At 62.7% G+C, this 18,630-nt stretch carries 17 protein-coding genes and 1 tRNA gene; 8 read left to right on the top strand and 10 right to left on the bottom strand.

Annotated elements, in window-relative coordinates; translation table 11 throughout:
• Nucleotides 1-127 precede the first annotated feature (127 nt).
• Entirely contained in the window at nt 128-1,726 is a 1,599-nt protein-coding gene (mqo, locus tag LOY37_RS18605) for a malate dehydrogenase (quinone) (protein WP_258715485.1), read from the top strand.
• A gap of 91 nt (nt 1,727-1,817) precedes the next feature.
• Here the strand turns inward: mqo and LOY37_RS18600 are convergent, their stop codons facing one another.
• The 3 genes from LOY37_RS18600 to LOY37_RS18590 form a co-directional block, all read right to left on the bottom strand.
• The gene (locus tag LOY37_RS18600) at nt 1,818-2,192 is read right to left on the bottom strand and encodes a bacteriocin (RefSeq protein WP_038994310.1); all 375 of its coding nucleotides are present in this window, start codon (nt 2,190-2,192) and stop codon (nt 1,818-1,820) included.
• A 132-nt stretch (nt 2,193-2,324) separates the two neighbouring features.
• Nucleotides 2,325-2,401, bottom strand: a tRNA-Pro gene (locus LOY37_RS18595).
• 64 nt (nt 2,402-2,465) lie between these two features.
• Nucleotides 2,466-2,687: a YgdI/YgdR family lipoprotein gene (locus tag LOY37_RS18590; protein ID WP_010223359.1), complete on the bottom strand. Its 222-nt coding sequence runs from the start codon at nt 2,685-2,687 to the stop codon at nt 2,466-2,468.
• 197 nt (nt 2,688-2,884) lie between these two features.
• Here LOY37_RS18590 and moaB point away from each other — a divergent pair, with 197 nt between their 5' ends.
• Together moaB and glp are read left to right on the top strand one after the other, a co-directional pair.
• Entirely contained in the window at nt 2,885-3,424 is a 540-nt protein-coding gene (gene moaB, locus LOY37_RS18585) for a molybdenum cofactor biosynthesis protein B (protein ID WP_045194944.1), read from the top strand.
• Between the two features lie 7 nt (nt 3,425-3,431).
• Nucleotides 3,432-4,634 (top strand): gephyrin-like molybdotransferase Glp, encoded by a 1,203-nt coding sequence (glp, locus tag LOY37_RS18580; RefSeq protein ID WP_045194942.1) that lies wholly within the window; start codon nt 3,432-3,434, stop codon nt 4,632-4,634.
• Here glp and LOY37_RS18575 read toward each other — a convergent pair.
• Nucleotides 4,623-5,870, bottom strand: a complete 1,248-nt coding sequence (locus tag LOY37_RS18575) for a glycosyltransferase family 4 protein (RefSeq protein WP_258715484.1) — start codon at nt 5,868-5,870, stop codon at nt 4,623-4,625. The two genes, glp and LOY37_RS18575, sit on opposite strands and share 12 nt — an antisense overlap.
• A gap of 64 nt (nt 5,871-5,934) precedes the next feature.
• Nucleotides 5,935-7,389 (bottom strand): mannose-1-phosphate guanylyltransferase/mannose-6-phosphate isomerase, encoded by a 1,455-nt coding sequence (locus tag LOY37_RS18570; RefSeq protein ID WP_258715483.1) that lies wholly within the window; start codon nt 7,387-7,389, stop codon nt 5,935-5,937.
• A gap of 280 nt (nt 7,390-7,669) precedes the next feature.
• On the opposite strand from LOY37_RS18570, the gene yegS reads away from it, so the two are divergent.
• Nucleotides 7,670-8,569 (top strand): lipid kinase YegS, encoded by a 900-nt coding sequence (gene yegS, locus LOY37_RS18565; RefSeq protein ID WP_258715482.1) that lies wholly within the window; start codon nt 7,670-7,672, stop codon nt 8,567-8,569.
• Here yegS and LOY37_RS18560 read toward each other — a convergent pair.
• From LOY37_RS18560 to LOY37_RS18550, 3 genes are all read right to left on the bottom strand, one after another.
• Nucleotides 8,553-9,212, bottom strand: a complete 660-nt coding sequence (locus LOY37_RS18560) for a response regulator transcription factor (protein ID WP_045194934.1) — start codon at nt 9,210-9,212, stop codon at nt 8,553-8,555. The two genes, yegS and LOY37_RS18560, sit on opposite strands and share 17 nt — an antisense overlap.
• The gene (locus LOY37_RS18555; protein ID WP_371128641.1) at nt 9,209-10,048 is read right to left on the bottom strand and encodes a sensor histidine kinase; all 840 of its coding nucleotides are present in this window, start codon (nt 10,046-10,048) and stop codon (nt 9,209-9,211) included. The genes LOY37_RS18560 and LOY37_RS18555 overlap by 4 nt, the downstream gene beginning before the upstream one ends.
• A 488-nt stretch (nt 10,049-10,536) precedes the next feature.
• Nucleotides 10,537-11,061 carry a histidine kinase gene (locus tag LOY37_RS18550; protein ID WP_082075399.1) on the bottom strand — a complete coding sequence of 175 codons (525 nt, stop codon included), beginning with the start codon at nt 11,059-11,061 and terminating at the stop codon, nt 10,537-10,539.
• 347 nt (nt 11,062-11,408) lie between these two features.
• On the opposite strand from LOY37_RS18550, the gene LOY37_RS18545 reads away from it, so the two are divergent.
• Both LOY37_RS18545 and LOY37_RS18540 read left to right on the top strand, forming a co-directional pair.
• The gene (locus tag LOY37_RS18545) at nt 11,409-12,344 is read left to right on the top strand and encodes a chemotaxis protein CheV (RefSeq protein ID WP_038994319.1); all 936 of its coding nucleotides are present in this window, start codon (nt 11,409-11,411) and stop codon (nt 12,342-12,344) included.
• 40 nt (nt 12,345-12,384) lie between these two features.
• Nucleotides 12,385-13,191 carry an MOSC domain-containing protein gene (locus LOY37_RS18540; protein WP_082075398.1) on the top strand — a complete coding sequence of 269 codons (807 nt, stop codon included), beginning with the start codon at nt 12,385-12,387 and terminating at the stop codon, nt 13,189-13,191.
• A 58-nt stretch (nt 13,192-13,249) separates the two neighbouring features.
• Here LOY37_RS18540 and LOY37_RS18535 read toward each other — a convergent pair whose 3' ends face one another.
• Nucleotides 13,250-15,178: a transglycosylase SLT domain-containing protein gene (locus LOY37_RS18535; RefSeq protein WP_258715481.1), complete on the bottom strand. Its 1,929-nt coding sequence runs from the start codon at nt 15,176-15,178 to the stop codon at nt 13,250-13,252.
• 221 nt (nt 15,179-15,399) lie between these two features.
• Between LOY37_RS18535 and LOY37_RS18530 the strand changes: the two genes are divergently transcribed.
• Nucleotides 15,400-17,322: an ATP-binding cassette domain-containing protein gene (locus tag LOY37_RS18530; protein WP_045194920.1), complete on the top strand. Its 1,923-nt coding sequence runs from the start codon at nt 15,400-15,402 to the stop codon at nt 17,320-17,322.
• A gap of 45 nt (nt 17,323-17,367) precedes the next feature.
• Here LOY37_RS18530 and LOY37_RS18525 read toward each other — a convergent pair whose 3' ends face one another.
• Nucleotides 17,368-17,811 (bottom strand): universal stress protein, encoded by a 444-nt coding sequence (locus LOY37_RS18525; RefSeq protein WP_045194918.1) that lies wholly within the window; start codon nt 17,809-17,811, stop codon nt 17,368-17,370.
• Nucleotides 17,812-17,920: 109 nt separating this feature from the next.
• Between LOY37_RS18525 and LOY37_RS18520 the strand changes: the two genes are divergently transcribed.
• Nucleotides 17,921-18,358, top strand: coding sequence for a hypothetical protein (locus LOY37_RS18520; protein ID WP_258607556.1), 438 nt, complete (start codon nt 17,921-17,923; stop codon nt 18,356-18,358).
• Nucleotides 18,359-18,630 lie beyond the last annotated feature (272 nt).

Genomic DNA, 18,630 nt, shown 5'->3' with positions numbered 1-18,630 from the left:
GTCCGGGCCGATTGCCCGAGCACCAGCTACGCTAAGCCTTGGACTGCGCGAGCAACAACAAGAATCCGGGCGTGCACTACGGGACCTGCGGTCATTGCCAATTACTTCACTTCAATTGGATTGAACTATGAAAAAAATCCTGCTGACGCTCCTGTGCCTGAGTGTCATCGGTTGCTCCAAGCCCAGTGAGCCCGAGAAAACCGTAGACGTGCTGCTGATCGGCGGCGGCATCATGAGTGCAAGCCTGGGTACCTACCTCAATGAGCTGGAACCCGGTTGGTCGATCGACATCTACGAGCGCCTGGACAAGGTCGCCGAAGAAAGCTCCAACGCCTGGAACAACGCCGGTACCGGTCACTCCGCGTTCTGCGAGCTGAACTACACCAGCGAAGGTGCCGACGGCAAGATCGACATCAGCAAGGCCGTTGGCGTCAACGAGCAGTTCGAGATCTCCAAGCAGTTCTGGGCCTACCAGGTCGAGCAGAACGTGCTGAGCAACCCGACCTCGTTCATCAATAACGTGCCGCACATGAGCTTCGTCTGGGGCGACAAGAACGTCGAGTTCCTCAAGAAGCGTCATGAAGCCCTGCAGCACAGCTCGCTGTTCCGTGGCATGGAGTACTCCGAAGACCACGAGCAGATCAAGAAGTGGGTACCGATCGTGATGGAAGGCCGCGCTGCCGACCAGAAGATCGCCGCCACCCGCATGCCGATCGGCACCGACGTCAACTTCGGCGAGATCACCCGCCAGCTGTTCGCCTCGCTGACCAAGCACGACAACGTCAAGCTGCACGTCCAGCACGAAGTCCGTGACATCGTCCGTAACGCCGACAACACCTGGACCGTGGTCGTCGCTGACCTGGCCAACAAGGGCGTCGAGAGCAGCATCAAGGCCAAGTTCGTCTTCATCGGTGCCGGTGGTGGCGCGCTGAAGCTGCTGCAGAAATCGGGCATCCCTGAAGCTGACGGCTATGCCGGCTTCCCGGTCGGTGGCCAGTTCCTGATGACCGACAACCAGGACATCGTTGCCCGTCACAAAGCCAAGCTGTACGGCAAGGCTTCGGTTGGTGCGCCGCCAATGTCGGTTCCGCACCTGGACACCCGCGTGATCGACGGCAAGGAAGTGCTGCTGTTCGGCCCGTTCGCCACCTTCTCGACCAAGTTCCTGAAGAGCGGCTCGCTGCTGGACATGTTCGCTGCGCTGACCACCCACAACATCATGCCGATGACCCACGCCGGTATCGACAACATCGACCTGAGCACCTACCTGATGGGTCAGTTGATGCTGAGCTTCGATGACCGCATGGCGGCCCTGCGCGAGTACTTCCCGAACGCCAAGAACGAAGACTGGAAACTGCTGCAGGCCGGTCAACGCGTCCAGGTGATCAAGAAGGACCCTGAGCACGGCGGCATCCTGCAGTTCGGTACTGAAGTCGTTGCTGCCCAGGATGGCACCATCGCCGCACTGCTGGGTGCCTCGCCAGGTGCTTCGACCGCTGCGCCGATCATGCTGAGCGTGCTGGAAAAGACCTTCAAGGATCGCATCAAGACTCCTGAGTGGCAGGCCAAGCTGAAGGAAATCGTGCCGACCTACGGCCAGAAGCTCAACAACAACCTTGAGCTGACCAACAAGACCCGTGAGTGGAGCAGTTCGCGTCTGAACCTGCTGTACGTTCCGGTGCTGCCGGAAGAAGCGGCTGCGGTACAGGCTGAGCCTGCGCTGTAAGCTTTCGCTTTGCCAGAAACAAACAAGCCCCAGTTCAGGGGCTTGTTTGTTTCTGGCCTGGCAAAAATATCGCCGGCTACTCGGTTGCGGATCAGTGGCGTTTCTTGCGATGACTGTCCGCCAGGTTGTTACCCAACGCACCACCAGCCGCGCCGCCCAGGCCTGCGCCAATTGCCGAGCCGGTGCTGCCACCGAGCTTGCCGCCGACCAGCGAGCCACCGGCCGAACCCAGGCCGCCACCAATGGCCGCCTTGGTCTTGTTGCCTTTTTTCGCGCCCATGGCACTGCCTGCCGCGCCGCCGACGCCGGCACCAATGGCCGCACCGGTGCTGCCGCCAAGCTTCTGCCCGACCACGTTACCCAGAACACCACCCAGGCCACCGCCTACAGCGGTCTGGCCATCACCGGCCATGGCGCCTTGTGCGCACAAAAGGCCCAGGGTCAGGGCGGCAAGTGTCTTACGCATGTGAATCAACCTTACTGTTCAAAAAGGCGCGCATTCTGCTGGCAGCGTCGCCGCCGCGCAATGCTGGCCACTGCTGCTCGTCTGCCAGGCACGAAAAAGCCCGCGCGAGGGCGGGCTTTTTGCTGAGTAAAGTGGTCGGAGAGACAGGATTCGAACCTGCGGCCTTCTCGTCCCGAACGAGACGCGCTACCTGGCTGCGCTACACTCCGATGGAGAAAATATTACTCAAAATCTTCTCCTCGACAAGCCCCCAGAGGCGGCCTGTCGATCAGCTCACAGGTCCTTGACGGTGCGGACCTGGTCCTTGTTGATGCGGGTGCGCTTGCCGTCCAGTTGTTCGAATTCGTAGAAGCCCGAGTCTTCGTCGTATTGCGGAGTATCGACCGCCTGGATTTCGCGGCCGTCGTTCAGGGTAATGACGGTCGGCGAAGCGCAGCCAGCCAGAGTGCCAAGACCCAGGGCGAGCAGGAAAGCGGGAAGAGTCCGTTGAATCATTGTGTTTCTCCAGTAAAGGATGGTGCGTAATGTTTCTTGAGACGCATGGCGCCTGCGCAAGTTCCATGCAGATTTCAGCATAGCGGCAATCTAGCATTATTGACCGGCAACAATGCCTGGGCCGCTGGCGGGCGCGAGGCAGGCAGGGCTGTGATATAACACCGCTCATTCGTTCCTATCAATGGATTCAAGGTCCCATGAAAGCCAAGGCAGATGTACCTTTCGTGCCGCTGAACATTGCCGTCCTGACGGTCAGCGATACCCGCACCCTGGAAACCGACACCTCCGGCCAGGTGTTCGTCGACCGCCTGAGCGAGGCCGGCCACGCTCTGGCGGCGCGGGTGCTGCTCAAGGACGATCTGTACAAGATTCGCGCCCAGGTCGCCACCTGGATCGCCGATGAGCAGGTGCAGGTGGTGCTGATCACCGGCGGTACCGGCTTTACCGGGCGCGATAGCACCCCGGAAGCCGTGGCCTGCCTGCTGGACAAGCAGGTCGATGGCTTTGGCGAGCTGTTCCGGCATATCTCCCTGGCCGATATCGGTACCTCCACCGTGCAGTCCCGGGCCCTGGCCGGGCTGGCCAACGGCACCCTGGTGTGTTGCCTGCCGGGCTCGACCAACGCCGTGCGCACCGGCTGGGACGGCATCCTTGCCGAGCAGCTCGACGCCCGTCATCGCCCGTGCAACTTCGTCACCCACCTCAAGCAGGCCGCGCCCTGCGAAAGCCGTGGTTGAGGCGCCCATGCACACTCAACTGATGCCGGTCGAAGAAGCCCTGGCAAAACTGCTGGCGCTGGCCGAAGCCGCGCCTATCACCGCTACCGAGCAGGTCGCCCTGGCCGACGCCGAGGGCCGCGTGCTGGCACATGAGCTGGTCTCGAGCCTCGACCTGCCGCCCTGGCCCAACAGCGCCATGGACGGCTACGCGCTGCGCCTGGCCGACTGGACGGGCGAGCCCTTGACGGTCAGCCAGCGGGTATTCGCCGGGCATTCACCCGAGCCGTTGCAGCCGGGTACCTGTGCGCGGATCTTTACCGGGGCGCCGGTGCCGGTGGGGGCGGATTGCGTTGAGATGCAGGAAAACGCCGACGTCCTGGACGATCAGCGCGTGCGCTTTACCGAGGCGCTTCGCGTCGGTCAGAACATTCGCCCGCAAGGGCAGGAAACCCGCGCTGGCGAGGCGGTTTTGGCCGCGGGTACGCGCCTGGGGCCGATCGAGCTGGGCCTGGCAGCTTCCTTGGGGTGCGCCGAGCTGACCGTCGTGCGGCGGGTCAAGGTCGCTGTGCTGTCGACCGGCGACGAACTGGTCGAGCCCGGCTTGCCCCTGGGGCCCGGGCAGATCTACAACAGCAACCGGCGGCTGCTCGGCAGCTGGCTGCAACGCCTGGGCTGTGAAGTGATCGACGCTGGCATTCTGGCCGATGACCTGGAGAAAACCCGCAACTGCCTGGCTGCCCTGCAGGGCGTCGACCTGATCCTTTCCACTGGCGGTGTTTCGGTGGGCGAGGCCGATTACCTGGGCATCGCCCTGCGTGAAGAGGGTGAACTGTCGCTGTGGAAGCTGGCAATCAAGCCGGGCAAGCCGCTGACCTTCGGTCATTACAAGGGCGTCCCGGTCATTGGCTTGCCGGGTAACCCGGCTTCGACCCTGGTGACCTTCGGCCTGCTGACCCGCCCCTACCTGTTGCGCCGCCAGGGTGTTACCGAGGTCACGCCGCTGCAGTTCGCGGTGCCGGCCGGGTTCGACTGGCCCAAGGCTGGCACTCGCCGCGAATACCTGCGCGGGCGGCTGGAGCAGGGCAGCGCATTGATCTACAAGAACCAGAGTTCAGGGGTGCTGCGCAGCGCCGCCTGGGCCGAGGGCCTGGTCGAAGTCCGTGAGGGCCAGACCCCGGGCAAGGGCGATATCGTGCAGTTCATTCCCTTGAGCGAGCTACTTGGTTGAGCGGCTGAGCAGGGTGTCGCCCATCAGGGTGGCACCGCTCGGCGCGCGCAGGCTGGGGCGCGCATGTACGCTTTCCAGCTGGGCAGCGGCGATGCTCCAGTCGTGGCGGCTGCAGACAAACTCCCGCGCCGCTTGCGACAGCTGGCGCAGGCGCCAGGGCTGATTGAGCAGTTGGTTAATCATCAACGCCAGCTGGTCGCCGTCGTCACTGGCCAGGTAGTGCTCGCCATGGGTCACCTGCAGGCCTGACACGCCCTTGGCCGTGGTTACCACCGGCAGCCCGGCGGCCATGGCTTCCAGTATCTTGATCTTCGAGCCGCCGCCATAACGTAGCGGCGCAAAGAAGATCGCCGAGTTGCGTTGCAGTTCGCGCAGGTCAGGCAGGTAGCCAATCCATTCGATTCGCGGGTCGCTCCAGCGCAGTTTCCAGCTGGGCGGCAAGGCGTGGCCAACCACGGCCAGGCGTACTGCGGGGTTGCTCAACCAGACTTGCGGCAGAATGTCTTCCAGCGCCCATTCGATGGCTTCAAGGTTGGCGCCGTATTCGAAATTGCCGACGAACAGCAGGCGCTGGCTGCACAGCGACGGCTGGATATCCTGGTAATGCGCGCAATCCACGCCATTGATCACCACCGACACCGCAGCGCCGGTCGCCTGGCTGATGTGTTCGGCGTCGGTTGGGCTGACCGCTACCACTTCATGGGCCTGGCTGAGCACGCGGTTTTCCCAGCGCCGGTAACGCCAGCGATCAAAGGCATTGAACGGTCGCAGCCACAGTGGCAAGCGGTCGTGGCAAGCGGCGCCATTGACCGATTCGATGTTGTGCTCGCTGAGCACGAACGGCAGCCCGCGAGCCTGCAGGGCCTTTTCGAACGGCTGGAAGCTGTAGCTGTGCTCGATCTGGATGACATCCCAAGGCTCTTCCAGCAATTGCTCGAAGCAGTGGCGCAGGTGCGGCGCCAGGCCATTGATGCTGGCGCGCATCGGATAGCTGGGGTAGATCGCCGCCAGCAGGTTCAGGGGGCTGTGGAAGGGGCGCCTGGGTAGCACGATCAGGCGTTCGAGCAAAGGTTCCAAGGCCTGTCGGGCCGCGTCGCTGGGCGGGATTTTCGATTGCACCAGCAGGGTGATGCAGTGACCCCGCTGCGCCAGGCTGCGCAGCAGGTGGTATTGCCGTGTTTTACCGCCGCTGGTGGTGGGCCAGGGCAGGTAGGGTAGTGTCCAGAGTACGCGCATGACCCCTTTCCTCTGTGTTCAGGCGGGTAACGGCATGCAGATAAAAATGGACGCGCCGGGGGAATCAGCTTGCGGCTGGCTCCGGGGCGCGTCCATAGATATCAGTAAAGCGCACGATGTCATCCTCGCCCAGGTATTCGCCACTTTGTACTTCAATCATTACCAGATCGATCACCCCCGGGTTGGTCAGGCGGTGTACCCGGCCGGGTTTGATGAAGGTCGATTCGTTGGTATCGAGCAGAAATTCCTCTTCACCATTGGTCACACAGGCCATGCCGCTGACCACGATCCAGTGCTCGCTGCGGTGATGATGCATCTGCAGCGACAGCGAAGCCTCGGGGCGGACCATGATGCGCTTGATCTTGAACCGCGGGCCTTCCTCGAGCACCGTGTAGGTGCCCCACGGGCGGTTGACCGTGCGGTGCAGGCGGAACGCGTCGTGGCCCTGGCGCTTGAGCTGCTGGGCAATCACCTTGACCTCCTGGCTGCGCGCGGCATCGGCAATCAGCAGGGCATCGGGGGTGTCGATGATAATCAGGTTGTCCAGGCCCACCGCGCCGACCAGGCGCCGTGGCGAGTCAATGTAGCAATTGTGCACATCGTGCAGCACGGTTTCGCCGGTGCAGCGATTGCCTTGATGATCACCGGCCTTGAGCTCGCGCACCGCCTCCCAGCTGCCGATATCGCTCCAGCCCAGCTGGCTGGGCAGTACCGCGACCTGTTGCGAGGTCTCCATCACGGCATAGTCGATGGAAATGTCCGGCACCAGGGCGAAGCTGTCCGGGTCCAGTTCCACCTGACACTCGCGGGCGCCTTCCTTGCACGGGCTCAGGGCCAGGCAGTGATTGACCGCCGCCAGCAGTTGCGGGGCGTGCTGTTCCAGCTCATGCAGGATGGCGTCGACACGCATGCAGAACATCCCGGCATTCCACAGGTGCTGGCCGCCATCGAGGTACTGCTGGGCGGTGTCGGCGTCGGGCTTTTCGACAAAGCGGGCAACCCTGAAGCCGTTGGCATCCAGGGCCTGGCCTTTTTGGATATAGCCAAAACCGGTTTCGGCACGGGTCGGCAACAGGCCGAAGGTGGTCAGCCAGCCCTGGGCAGCCAGCAAGCGGGCCTGGCTGACGGCCTGGTCGAAGGCGCTGAGGTCGTTGATCAGGTGATCGGCCGGCAGTACCAGCAGTTGCGCATCCTCACCGTACAGCCGGGCGCAGTGCAGGGCGGCAGCGGCAATGGCGGCGGCTGTATTGCGGCCAAAGGGTTCTAGGATGTAGTCCAGGGCCAGGTTGGCCTTGTTCAACTGGCGGAATTCATCCTGGGTGCGGAAGAACACCTCGCGGTTGGTCACCGTCAGGATCCGCTCGACGTCGGCCAGGCGGCTGGCGCGGGCGAAGGTTTTCTGCAGCAGGCTCTGGCCGTCAGGCAGGCGCATGAACGGCTTGGGCATGGTTTCGCGCGATACCGGCCACAGGCGGGTGCCGGCGCCGCCAGCGATGATGCAAGGAATCAGAACACTCATCTCACAGCCTCGAGTCAGGGGCACTGCCTGGGCAGTGCAGCAAAAGTAAACAGAGCAACCTGGCAGGCTTTTGCGCAATGAGTCAATAAAATGACTTTTACCACTGGCATCGTCCATGAAGGCCAAATATTTGTCGAATGATGCCCCTCAGCGGCGAAGCTTTCAATGATATTTGTGTGAATGGCATGCGAAACTCTGCTGAAACGTTACCTGCAATGCAGTAAAGGGACGCCGGAAACGGTCGAGATACTCGACGCTCAATTCATCGGGGAACGCACACATGGCGCAGCAAAAGGCATTGATGATCCTGCATGGCAAGCAGGCCTTGAACGAAGAGGTGCGTGCTGCGGTGACCGGCATGCGAGAGCGCGGCTGGCAGTTGGACGTGCGCCTGACCTGGGAGGGGGGCGACGCCCAGCGCCTGGTCGAAGAAGCGCTGGCCGCCGGCTACCCGCACCTGGTGGGTGCGGGTGGCGATGGCACCCTGCGCGATGTCGCCGAGGCCATGGTGCGTGCCGACGCTGACGCCAGCCTGGTGTTGCTGGCGCTGGGCACCGCCAACGATTTTGCCAAGGCTGCCGGCGTGCCGCTGGAGCCGGCGCAAGCTTTGGACTTGCTGGAAGTGCCGGCCCGGGCCATTGACCTGGGCAAGGTGGGTGGGCAGGTATTCCTGAACATGGCCACCGGTGGCTTCGGCAGCCAGGTTACCGCCAATACCTCCGAAGACCTGAAAAAGGTATTGGGTGCGGCAGCCTACCTGTTCACCGGCCTGTCGCGCTTCAGCGAGCTGCGCGCGGCGTCGGTCGAACTGCACGGCCCGGATTTCCAGTGGCAGGGTGAGTTGCTGGCGCTGGGCATCGGCAACGGGCGGCAGGCCGGCGGCGGGCATGCGCTGTGCCCCCAGGCGCAGGTTGATGATGGCTTGCTCGACATCAGCATCCTGCCGGCACCCCAGGAAGTGGTCGGCACCTTGCGCGGCCTGCTCAGCGATGGCCTGGGGCTGGACAGCATGTTTGTCCGTGCGCGCTTGCCATGGGTCGAGATCAAAAGCTCGCAAGGCCTGGACATCAACCTCGATGGTGAGCCCTTGCAGGGCGACAACCTGCGTTTTGAAGTGCTGCCCGCGGCCTTGCGCGTGCACCTGCCGGTCGACTCGCCGATGCTCAGTCGTCGAGGCTGATGATTTGCTCGCGCACGGCAAACAGCACCAGGCCAGCAACGTCGTAGATCTGCAGGCGCTTCATGATCTGCGAGCGGTGGGTTTCCACGGTCTTGATGCTCAAGCCCAGGCCCTGGGCGATTTCCCGGGTCGACTTGCCGCGCACGATCAGGCGCAGGATTTCCAGTTGGCGGGCGGTGAGGTTGTGCTTTTCCGCTGTCTCCGGCTTGCCCGACTGGGCGCGCAGCAGGGCCTGGTTGATTACCGTGTGGGCAATCGCCGGGCTCAGGTAGCGCTCGTTGCCGCGCAGTGCTGCCAATGCCTGTTCAAGCTCGGTGGCGGTGGTGTCTTTGAGCAGGTAGCCATGGGCGCCGCTTTCCAGGGCCTGCATGATCAGCTCCGGGTCGGTGTGCATGGAGAGGATCAGCACCTTGCTGCGACAGCCCAGGGCGCGCAGGCGGGTCAGGGCATCCAGGCCGCTGGTGCAGCGCATGGAGATATCCAGCAGGACGATGTCCGGGTCCAGTTGCATGACCAGTTCCGGCACCTGGCTGCCGTCGTTGGCTTCGCCGATCACGGCATAGCCGGGAATGTCGGACACCAGCGCGCGCACACCTGCGCGAATCAGTGAATGGTCATCGACCAACAGCAATGTACAGGTCATGGGACGTTACTTGTCTTGGCGCGTTCGAGGGTGCGCGCAGGCCAGGGGAACAGGGCGTCGATCTGGGTGCCCAGGCCGGGCTGGCTGTTGACCGACAGTGTGCCATTGAGCAGGCCGACGCGCTCGAGCATTCCGGCCATGCCGCGCTGGCCTTCATCGGCTGGGCTGCTGGCCGGCGAAAAGCCCAGGCCGTCATCGCTGATCGACAACGCCAGGCCTTCGGGCTGGCGCTGAATGCGCACCACCAGGTTCTTTGCCTTGGCGTGACGCAGGATGTTGGTCACTGCTTCCTGGGTAATGCGAAAGGCGGCGATGGCCATATCTTCCGGGAGGCCGCCCAGGCGCTGGCGGCATTCCAGGCTCCAGTGCACCTCGGTGTTTTCCAGGGCGCGCAGCAGGTGCGCGCGCAGGCTGGCTTCCAGGCCCAGGCTGGACAGTTGTCTTGGGTTGAGGATGGCCGAAACATCGCGCACGCTGGCCAGGGTGTCGTCCAGGGTGCTGCGCAAGGTTTTGCAGTGCTCCTGCAACTCGCTCGGAGCGCGGCGCGCGAGCCAATCGGCCTGGAGTTTGGCGGCGGTCAGCAACTGGCCGATATCGTCGTGCAGTTCGCGGCTCAGGCGCTGGCGTTCGCTTTCCTGCACTTTGAGCAGGCGGTCGGCCAGTTCCGCCGGGCGCAGGGCAATCGAGCGCGCCCACTGGCGCAGTTGCCAGGCAATGCTCGACAGGGCGACCAGTTGCAGGGCCAGGGCGATGCCTGGCAGTGGTTGCTCAAGCAGGTACAAGGCCAGGTTGACGGCAACCGAAGCCAGGCACAGCAGGGCGGTTGCCCAGCGCAACAGAGAGGCTCCGGGGTGCCAGCGCTTGAGTGTCTTGAGGCTTGAGAACATAGAAATTGAAGCCACTGAAATATCGCTGTTGAAAGCCTTGCAAAGGTCGAACTAGAGGCGTTTGTCGAATTGCCTTCAATAACGTTTAAATGCCGGCGCCGGGGTAACCGCGATGAAAGTCTGCACGCGGTGTCTGGGGAGATCCGGGTAAGGTGCATGTGTTCATCAGCGCGCATGGTATCACTTCAAATACAATTGGTCGCGAACTCTGATAACTGACTGAATAGCCAGATTTTACGGGCTGGTACGACGGTTCCGATTGTCTTCGAATCTAGCATTTTGCCATCAGTTTGCGGGGCTGGGATTTTGCCCGAAATCAATTAAACGAAATGTTTGTTGCAGATAATTAGAGAGACCTGGAAATACACTAAGTTGGGTCTTAGTGTGCACTCGTCACAGGCTTGGTTAATCTCGCCGGGGCAGTATTGTTATGTCCCTTAGTTGCCCCTGGTTGGCGAAGAAAGTGCAGTGGCGTTCGCGCTGGTGGGCGCAGCCATTGAAGGGGCGGGGTGTTCGCAAGTGTGCCGGGTTTCGATGCAAGAGTCGCAGGCCAGAGCCTCCTGCGGGCTCAGGGCGGTGGCCAGGGTGTCGAGCAACTGCACCTGTTCCTCGGTATCCAGGCTCAGGCGGCCGGTGTGCGGATCGATCAACTCCAGCTGCCAGGCCAGCAGGGTCAGGCAGCTTTCCAGGGCTTGCAGGGCTTCACCTTGCAATGCCGGTTGCGCCTGCGCGGGTTCCAGCAGTGCCTGCAGATGTTGGCTGTAGCTTGCGACCTCGACCAGGCCAAGGGCCTGTGCGCGTTCTACCAGGGTGGCCAGGGTATCGTTGAGGCAGTGACAGGCATCCGGATCGTTGTCGATCAGTTGCAGGTGCAGCAGGCATTCCTCTGCCTTGGTCAGCAGCACCTGGGCGTCGATCAGGAAATCCTGCAGGGCGCTGTTGTGCAGTGCGTCGTTAGCCATCATTTGGCTCCAGCGCGTAAGGCTGGAGCAGGGGCTGGCCACCATGAGGCGATCGCTGACAAAAGCCTGACTCCGTTCATGCAATGAGAATGGCGTCACATTAATGGCTAATGGATATTGCGAACATCAGGTCTCACCCGATTGTCACTAGGGGATTCCCTGATACGGTGTTTTCGATACGACCCTTTGCGGGTGTTTGCGACAACGGAGAGGTGAGCGCAGTAAAGCATGATGGTAAAATGACATCAATGGGCTGCGGAGCATTTTCTTCACAGGGTCAAGCTCTGCGGCAAACGGCCGATACAGGGCCATTGGGATCATTTTCGACACACCTTGGGGGCTCTTCGATGGCTGGCATTCTCGACACGGTAGACCAAAGAACGCAGCTGGTGGGCGAGAACCGCCTGGAAATCCTGATGTTCCGCCTGGCTGGCCGGCAACTGTTCGCGATCAACGTGTTCAAGGTCCAGGAAGTGCTGCAGATGCCCAAGCTGACCCTGATGCCGCAACGCCATGCGTACGTCTGCGGCGTGGTCAACCTGCGTGGCCAGACCCTGCCGGTGATCGACCTGTCCCAGGCCATCGGCATGCGCCCGCTGGAGCCCGGCCCGGGCAGCACCATCATCGTCACCGAATACAACCGCTCGGTGCAGGCCTTCCTGGTAGGCGGCGTCGACCGCATCGTCAACATGAACTGGGAAGCCATCATGCCGCCGCCGACCAGCGCCGGTCGCCAGCACTACCTGACGGCGATCAGCAAGGTCGACGAGCAACTGGTGGAAATCATCGACGTCGAGAAGGTTCTGGCGGAAATCGTCCCGTACAGCGCCAAGGTCTCGCGCGACAAGCTCGAAGACCCGGTGCTGGCCCGTGCCCGCGGCCGCGAAGTACTGCTGGTCGACGACTCCACCGTAGCCCTGGCGCAGTTGCGCGACACCTTGTCGCAACTGGGAGTGAAAATGCATGTGGCCAGCGATGGCCTCAAGGCGCTGCGCATGCTCAAGGGCTGGGCCGATGCCGGCGAGGATGTTTGCGAGAAACTGCTGATGGTTTTCACCGATGCCGAAATGCCGGAAATGGACGGCTACCGCCTGACCACTGAAATCCGCAACGACCCGCGCCTGCGTTCGTTGTACGTGGTGCTGCACACGTCGCTGTCGGGCAGCTTCAACGAATCGATGGTGAAGAAGGTCGGCTGCGACAACTTCCTTTCCAAGTTCCAGCCCGACAAGCTGGTCGATGTCGTGCGCCAGCGGCTGATGCTGGATGAAGCCACGGCCTGAGTCGGTATAAGCTAGGGCTTTAACCGACACAAGGCAGGTCATGATGCGCCTCAGTGCGTTGTACCGATACCCGCTCAAATCAGCGCGCGGTGAGGCGCTGCAGACTTCCTCGCTGGACCTTCTGGGGTTGAGCGGGGACCGCCGCTGGCTGCTCGTGGAGCGCGCCAACGGGCGCTTCCTGACCCAGCGCATGTACCCGCAGATGACCCAGCTGGCCGCGCTGCACAACGCCGATGGCAGCCTCACCCTTGAGGCGCCGGGCCATCCCACGCTGCACGTGGCCGTGCCCGAGCCCGAAAACGACCTGCGCGGTATCACTATCTGGCGCGACACCTTTCGCGTACCCGATGCCGGCGATGCGGCCGCGCAGTGGCTTAGTGCATTCATCGGCAAGGACGTGCGCCTGGTTTACGTGCCCGATCAACGTGCACGCTTCCTGCCCAGTGGGTATGGCCTGAACAGCGACCGTGTGGCGTTCGCCGATGGTTTTCCCTTGCTGCTGATTGGCCAGGCATCGCTGGATGACCTGGTAGCGAAGGTCGGGCGGCCGCTGCAGATGCTGCGCTTTCGTCCCAACCTGGTGGTGGAGGGCAGTGCTGCCTTTGCCGAGGATGGCTGGAAGCGCATCCGTATCGGCGAGGTCGAGTTCCGGGTGCTCAAGCCCTGCGAGCGCTGCATCATGACCACCATCGACCCGCAGACCGGCGAACGCAGCCCGGACCGTGAACCACTGGCGACCTTGCAAACCTACCGGCAGAAGGAAGGCGATGTGCTGTTTGGCCAGAACCTGGTGGCCGATGGGGTAGGAAGGCTTGAGGTGGGGATGGCAGTGACGGTGCTGGAGTAGTTCGGCTGTGGACTTCTATCGCGGGGCAAGTCGAGGCGTTGCCCCGCGATGGAATCAATCACTGATCGTCAAAATACCGCTCATGCCAGTCCACCAGCGGCTGCGGCGAATTGAGCTTTTGCCCGTAGATCACCGAATACGACAGCACGTTCTGCACGTACTGGCGCGTCTCGTCGAACGGGATCGACTCGACCCAGACATCGAAGCTCAGGTGATCGGCGCCACGCAGCCACTGGCGTACCCGGCCTGGCCCGGCGTTGTAGGCGGCCGAGGCGAGCACGCGGTTGCCGTTGAACTGGCTGTGCACCTGGCTCAGGTAGGCAGCGCCGAGCTGGATGTTCTTGTCCGGGTTGAACACCTGCGCCGGCGAGGCCAGCGGGATGCTGAACTTGCGCGCGGTCTCTTTGGCGGTGGCCGGCATCAGTTGCATCAGGCCACTGGCGCCAACGCTTGAGCGGGCATCGTCCATGAACGCGCTTTCCTGGCGGGTGATGGCAAACACCCAGCTCGAATGCAGGCCGCGCACCTTGGCCTCGCGCACCAGGGTGTCGCGGTGGGCCATCGGGAAGCGGATGTCCAGGTCGTCCCAGTACTTGGCCTGGCTGATGGTGCGAATGGCCGGGAAGTACCAGCTCATGTCATAGGCCAGCTTGGCCTGGGCGACCATCTCGTCACGGTTGAAGTGCCGGCTGACGTGATACCACTCGCGGCGACCGTCGACGATCTGCCCCCGGGCGTGGAACTCCAGTGCACGTTTGACCCCGGGGGTGTTGCGTACCTTGTTGATGAGCTGCTGGCTGAGTACCAGCGGCTTGTTGTTCAATTGGTAGGGGGTTTGCGCGCGGTCGGCGGCGAGGAAGCCGTAGAAGTCGCGCTCACGGGCCACAGTTTTGTACAGCAGCGGGATCTGCGGGTTCTTCGGCTGCGCCAGCTCCAGGCTGCGCGCCTGCCAGTAGCGCCAGCGGTTGCTGCTGGCCAGGTCCTGGGGCAGGCGCTTGGTCAGCTCGTAGGCATCTTCCCAGCGGCCCAGGCGCAGCAGCAGGCGCAGGCGCCATTCGGTGACGGTGTTGTCACGCAGCTCCGGGTCGTAGCGGGTCATCAGGTCCAGCGCCCGCGGGTCGTAGCGGCGCGCCAGGGTCAGGCCGATTTCGCGGGCGATGGCGACCTTTTCGTCGCGGGAGAAATGCATGCGGTTGGCGTAGTCATCGAGCAGGCTCATGGCCCGCTCCGGGTCCTGGCGGGCCAGGCGGCGCAGGCCGAGGCTGACCACGTCGGACATCGCCTCGTTGACCGGAGTGAAGCGCCCGGGCTGGTTGAGCAACTCGGGCTTTTGTGCCACGTCGATCAGCAGGCGGCCCTGCGGCGCCAGGGTGTTGAGGCTCTTGACCAGGGTGTTGGCCAGCGCATAGTTGCGGGTTTGGGCCGCCAGCTTGGCGCGCTCCCAGCGTTTTTGCTCGGTCAACTGGCCTTCGGCGGCCCAGCGTTCGAACAGGGCATCGCAGGCAGCCGGTTGCGACTTGCCGACCAGCCAGAGTTTCTCGGCGCTGGCGAAGCCTTCGGCGCGCTGGCCGTGGCTGAGCTGGTACTGGCCGTTGAGGCAGTCCAGCTCGGTGAAATTGAGCTTTGGATCGTAGTACTTGGTGAAGGTCGTCCAGTCGCCGCGTTCGGCCAGCCAGCGCAACCAGCGCAGCTTCATCCAGTTGGCCTGGGGCAGGTCGCCGTGGGCGGCGAGGAATTTCTCGATTTCGTCGTTGCTGGCGGTTTTAAGCCGGGCGGTGAGTTCGTCGTAGGCCAGGTAAGGCGTCAACGGATAATCGCGCAGGGCATCGGCGTAACGCAGGTACGGGCCCTTGTCGCCCTTGGCCAGGGCGCGTTTGGCTTCATCGTAGTATTGACGTTGCTGGGTGATGTCGGTGGCCTGGGCGACACCCACTGCCGAGGCAGTGAGAAGCAGGCTGGATACGAGGCAGAGCAGGCGGCTGCGCATGAGACTTCCGGGCAGTTTGACCATGAAAAGTGACGGCGAAGCCAGCACTGTTGAAGTTGCATTGCCTTAGCTTAGCCGGTTGCCGCAGGCGGATGAAAGCATTGTGCTTGTATCTGGTTGTAAAGAAGCGGCCCGTCGTCGGAAGGTACAGTAGGACGCGCTGCTTAATGTGAAGCCGGCCCAAGTCGGGTAGAATGCGCGCCCGGTTTTTGGAGAAGATCATGACCCTGCTCAAATTAAGCGATGTGTCCCTTGCGTTCGGCGCCACGCCGTTGTTGGACAAGGTGTCCTGGCAGATCGCCCGTGGTGAGCGGGTGTGCATCATCGGCCGCAACGGCACTGGCAAGTCGAGCATGCTGCGCCTGGTCAAGGGCGATCAGAAGCCTGATGAAGGCGACGTCTGGCGTGCCCCGGGCCTGAAGATCGGCGAGCTGCCGCAAGAGTTGCCGGTGGCTGACGGCCGTACCGTGTTCGACGTGGTGGCCGAAGGCCTCGACGGCGTCGGCGCCTTACTGGCCGAATACCACCACCTGAGCCAGAACATCCATAGCGATGCCGACCTGGAAAAGCTCATGCACGTACAGCACGACCTCGAGTCGCGCGATGGCTGGCGCTTGCAGCAACTGGTCGACAGCACCCTGAGCCGCCTGCAACTGCCGGCCGACAAGACCCTGGCCGAGCTCTCCGGTGGCTGGCGCCGCCGCGTGCTGCTGGCCCAGGCGCTGGTGTCCGAGCCTGACCTGCTGCTGCTCGACGAACCGACCAACCACCTGGACATCGGCGCCATTGCCTGGCTTGAAGATGCCCTCAGTGGTTTCGGCGGCGCCGTGCTGTTCATTACCCACGACCGTTCCTTCCTGCAGAACCTGGCCACGCGCATTCTCGAGCTGGACCGCGGCGGCCTGATCGACTGGAACGGCGACTACGCAAGCTTCCTGGTGCACAAGGAAGCGGCGCTGGCGGCCGAAGAAACCGCCAACGCACTGTTCGACAAGAAGCTGGCCCAGGAAGAAGTGTGGATCCGCCAGGGCATCAAGGCTCGACGCACCCGCAACGAAGGTCGCGTACGCGCCCTCAAGGCCCTGCGTGTTGAGCGCAGCGAACGCCGCGAGCGCCAGGGCAAGGCCAACATCATGCTCGATGTCGCGGAGAAATCCGGCAAGCAGGTGATGGTCCTGGAAAATGTCAGCTTCAGCCACCCCAACGGCCCGCAGCTGGTCAAGGACTTCTCCATGGTCCTGCAGCGCGAAGACCGCATCGGCCTGCTCGGCGCCAACGGCACCGGCAAGACTACGCTGCTCAAGCTGATGCTCGGCGATCTTGAGCCCACCAGCGGCAAGGTCGAGTCCGGCACCCGTCTGGAAGTGGCCTATTTCGACCAGCTGCGCCATCAGCTGGACCTGGAAAAGACCGTGATCGACAACCTCGCCGAAGGTCGCGATTTCATCGACATCGACGGCCAGAGCCGTCACGTGCTGAGCTACCTGGGCGACTTCCTGTTCAGCCCGCAGCGTGCCCGCACGCCGGTCAAGGCCTTGTCCGGTGGTGAGCGTGCGCGCCTGCTGCTGGCCAAATTGTTCAGCAAACCGGCCAACCTGCTGGTGCTCGACGAACCGACCAACGACCTCGACGTCGAGACCCTCGAGCTGCTCGAAGAAGTGCTGTCGGCGTTCAAGGGCACCGTGCTGATGGTCAGCCACGACCGGGCCTTCCTCGACAACGTGGTCACCAGCACCCTGGTGTTCGAAGGCGAGGGCAAGGTGCGCGAATACGTCGGTGGCTACCAGGACTGGATCCGCCAGGGCGGTTCGCCGAAGTTGCTCGGTGTTACCGAGAGCAAGTCGGGCAAGTCCGAGCTCAACACCGCGGTGGTCGAGGCCGTGGCACCTGCGCCGGTAGCAGCGCCAGCAGCGGTTGACGCGCCGAAGAAAAAGCTTAGCTACAAGCTGCAGCGCGAGCTCGAAGCCCTGCCGGGCCAGATCGACGCACTGGAGCAGAAGATGGCTGCGGTGCAGGAAGAAATTGCTGCCCCGGCCTTCTACCAGCGCCCGATCGAGCAGACCAGCGCCGTACTGGCAAGCCTGGAGAAGATGCAGGGCGAACTGGACGTGCTGGTCGAGCGCTGGGCTGAGCTCGACAGCTGAGGGGCAGGGCCCGGCGCTTGAAAGTGCGCCGGGTCCGCCAGAGGTTTACTCGGCTTTTTTCTGCAGGCGTACCGCCAGCACATCGCACGGTGCGCCATGCAGCACGTCATTGGCGGTCGAGCCCAGCAGCAGGGCCAGGCCGTGGCGGCCATGGCTGCCGACCACGATCAGGTCGCATTTCTGCTCCTTGGCCAACTGGTGGATTTCCTGGCGCGGCTGGCCGTAGGTCAGGTGCGAATCGCCGCGGTTGATGTCGGGGTACTTGTTGTACAGGCGCTCCATGCGCTCCTTGGCCTGGTCGAACTGCTGCTGTTGCAGCTGCGACAGGTCCATTGGCACGTCGCCGCCAAAGGCCATGGCCATGGGCTCGACAATGTGCACCAGGGAAACCTTGGCGCGGGTAGGTTCAGCCAGCTTCATGGCGCGCTTGATGACCGGGTCGCATTCTTCGGTCAGGTCGACGGCAACCAGTATGTGTTCGTAGGGCATGAGAAGCTCTCCTGACAGTCGCGATAGTTAAAGTATGGTCGGTTTCAGGCTGATCGCTTCGAACCACGGCTAACCAGCTCATTTGCAAAGCTTTATGGGAACAACAGATATGACGGTCTGGGTAGTGGTGTCAATCCTTGCGCTGATTCTCAGCCCTTTGGCCTGGTTGCGTCCTTCACGCAAGCAGAGCGGCCAGATGGCCTTGCGCATGGAAGCCCGGCGCATGGGCCTGGCCATGCAACTGGCGCCCCAGGAGTGGCCGCACTGGCTGCCCAAAGAGCCGCCAAGCCCCTGTGCCCAGTACCTGCGACCGCGGCGCCAGGGCCGTAGCGACAGCTGGAGCTATTGGCAGACCACCCCTGGGGTATGGCTCAACCAGTGGCGCGAGCCGTGCACCGATGCTGTGCATGCCGGTCAATTGGCACGCTTGCCAGAAAGCGTCTACAAGGTCGAGGCGGGTCCGCAGATGGTTGCCCTGTACTGGGGAGAGCGCGGTGAAACGGCTGTATTGCAGGATATTGCCGAGGTCCTCAAGGCACTGGCCTGATCATCATCAATAAAAAGCCCGATTCACAGATCGGGCGGACAGGCCAGGCAGGCCGGCTTAAGGTTCAATCTCTCCCAGTGTAGCCATCTCGCGGCTATCTGCTGCAAATCCCAACTTTTTCCGTGTTGATCAATAGTAACGGCGTGTAAGCCGTTGAACACTATCGCGCCAGTGAATGGCTCAGCATCACCGCCACGGCGGTTTACCCGCGCTCAGCAGAAAATGACCGGAAAGTCGCGTTTTGCCGCTGCTTTTGGGTATTTGACAACGGC

The organism is Pseudomonas sp. B21-012 (assembly GCF_024749305.1).
In the GTDB taxonomy this organism is placed as follows: Bacteria; Pseudomonadota; Gammaproteobacteria; order Pseudomonadales; family Pseudomonadaceae; genus Aquipseudomonas.
This window is presented reverse-complemented; position numbering and strand designations above follow the sequence as displayed.

Bases quoted from the DNA above. Each gene is read 5' to 3' on its own strand.
- mqo (WP_258715485.1), top strand. From the start codon at position 128: ATGAAAAAAATCCTGCTGACGCTCCTGTGCCTGAGTGTCATCGGTTGC.
- LOY37_RS18600 (WP_038994310.1), bottom strand. From the start codon at position 2,192: ATGCGTAAGACACTTGCCGCCCTGACCCTGGGCCTTTTGTGCGCACAA.
- LOY37_RS18590 (WP_010223359.1), bottom strand. From the start codon at position 2,687: ATGATTCAACGGACTCTTCCCGCTTTCCTGCTCGCCCTGGGTCTTGGC.
- moaB (WP_045194944.1), top strand. From the start codon at position 2,885: ATGAAAGCCAAGGCAGATGTACCTTTCGTGCCGCTGAACATTGCCGTC.
- glp (WP_045194942.1), top strand. From the start codon at position 3,432: ATGCACACTCAACTGATGCCGGTCGAAGAAGCCCTGGCAAAACTGCTG.
- LOY37_RS18575 (WP_258715484.1), bottom strand. From the start codon at position 5,870: ATGCGCGTACTCTGGACACTACCCTACCTGCCCTGGCCCACCACCAGC.
- LOY37_RS18570 (WP_258715483.1), bottom strand. From the start codon at position 7,389: ATGAGTGTTCTGATTCCTTGCATCATCGCTGGCGGCGCCGGCACCCGC.
- yegS (WP_258715482.1), top strand. From the start codon at position 7,670: ATGGCGCAGCAAAAGGCATTGATGATCCTGCATGGCAAGCAGGCCTTG.
- LOY37_RS18560 (WP_045194934.1), bottom strand. From the start codon at position 9,212: ATGACCTGTACATTGCTGTTGGTCGATGACCATTCACTGATTCGCGCA.
- LOY37_RS18550 (WP_082075399.1), bottom strand. From the start codon at position 11,061: ATGGCTAACGACGCACTGCACAACAGCGCCCTGCAGGATTTCCTGATC.
- LOY37_RS18545 (WP_038994319.1), top strand. From the start codon at position 11,409: ATGGCTGGCATTCTCGACACGGTAGACCAAAGAACGCAGCTGGTGGGC.
- LOY37_RS18540 (WP_082075398.1), top strand. From the start codon at position 12,385: ATGATGCGCCTCAGTGCGTTGTACCGATACCCGCTCAAATCAGCGCGC.
- LOY37_RS18535 (WP_258715481.1), bottom strand. From the start codon at position 15,178: ATGCGCAGCCGCCTGCTCTGCCTCGTATCCAGCCTGCTTCTCACTGCC.
- LOY37_RS18530 (WP_045194920.1), top strand. From the start codon at position 15,400: ATGACCCTGCTCAAATTAAGCGATGTGTCCCTTGCGTTCGGCGCCACG.
- LOY37_RS18525 (WP_045194918.1), bottom strand. From the start codon at position 17,811: ATGCCCTACGAACACATACTGGTTGCCGTCGACCTGACCGAAGAATGC.
- LOY37_RS18520 (WP_258607556.1), top strand. From the start codon at position 17,921: ATGACGGTCTGGGTAGTGGTGTCAATCCTTGCGCTGATTCTCAGCCCT.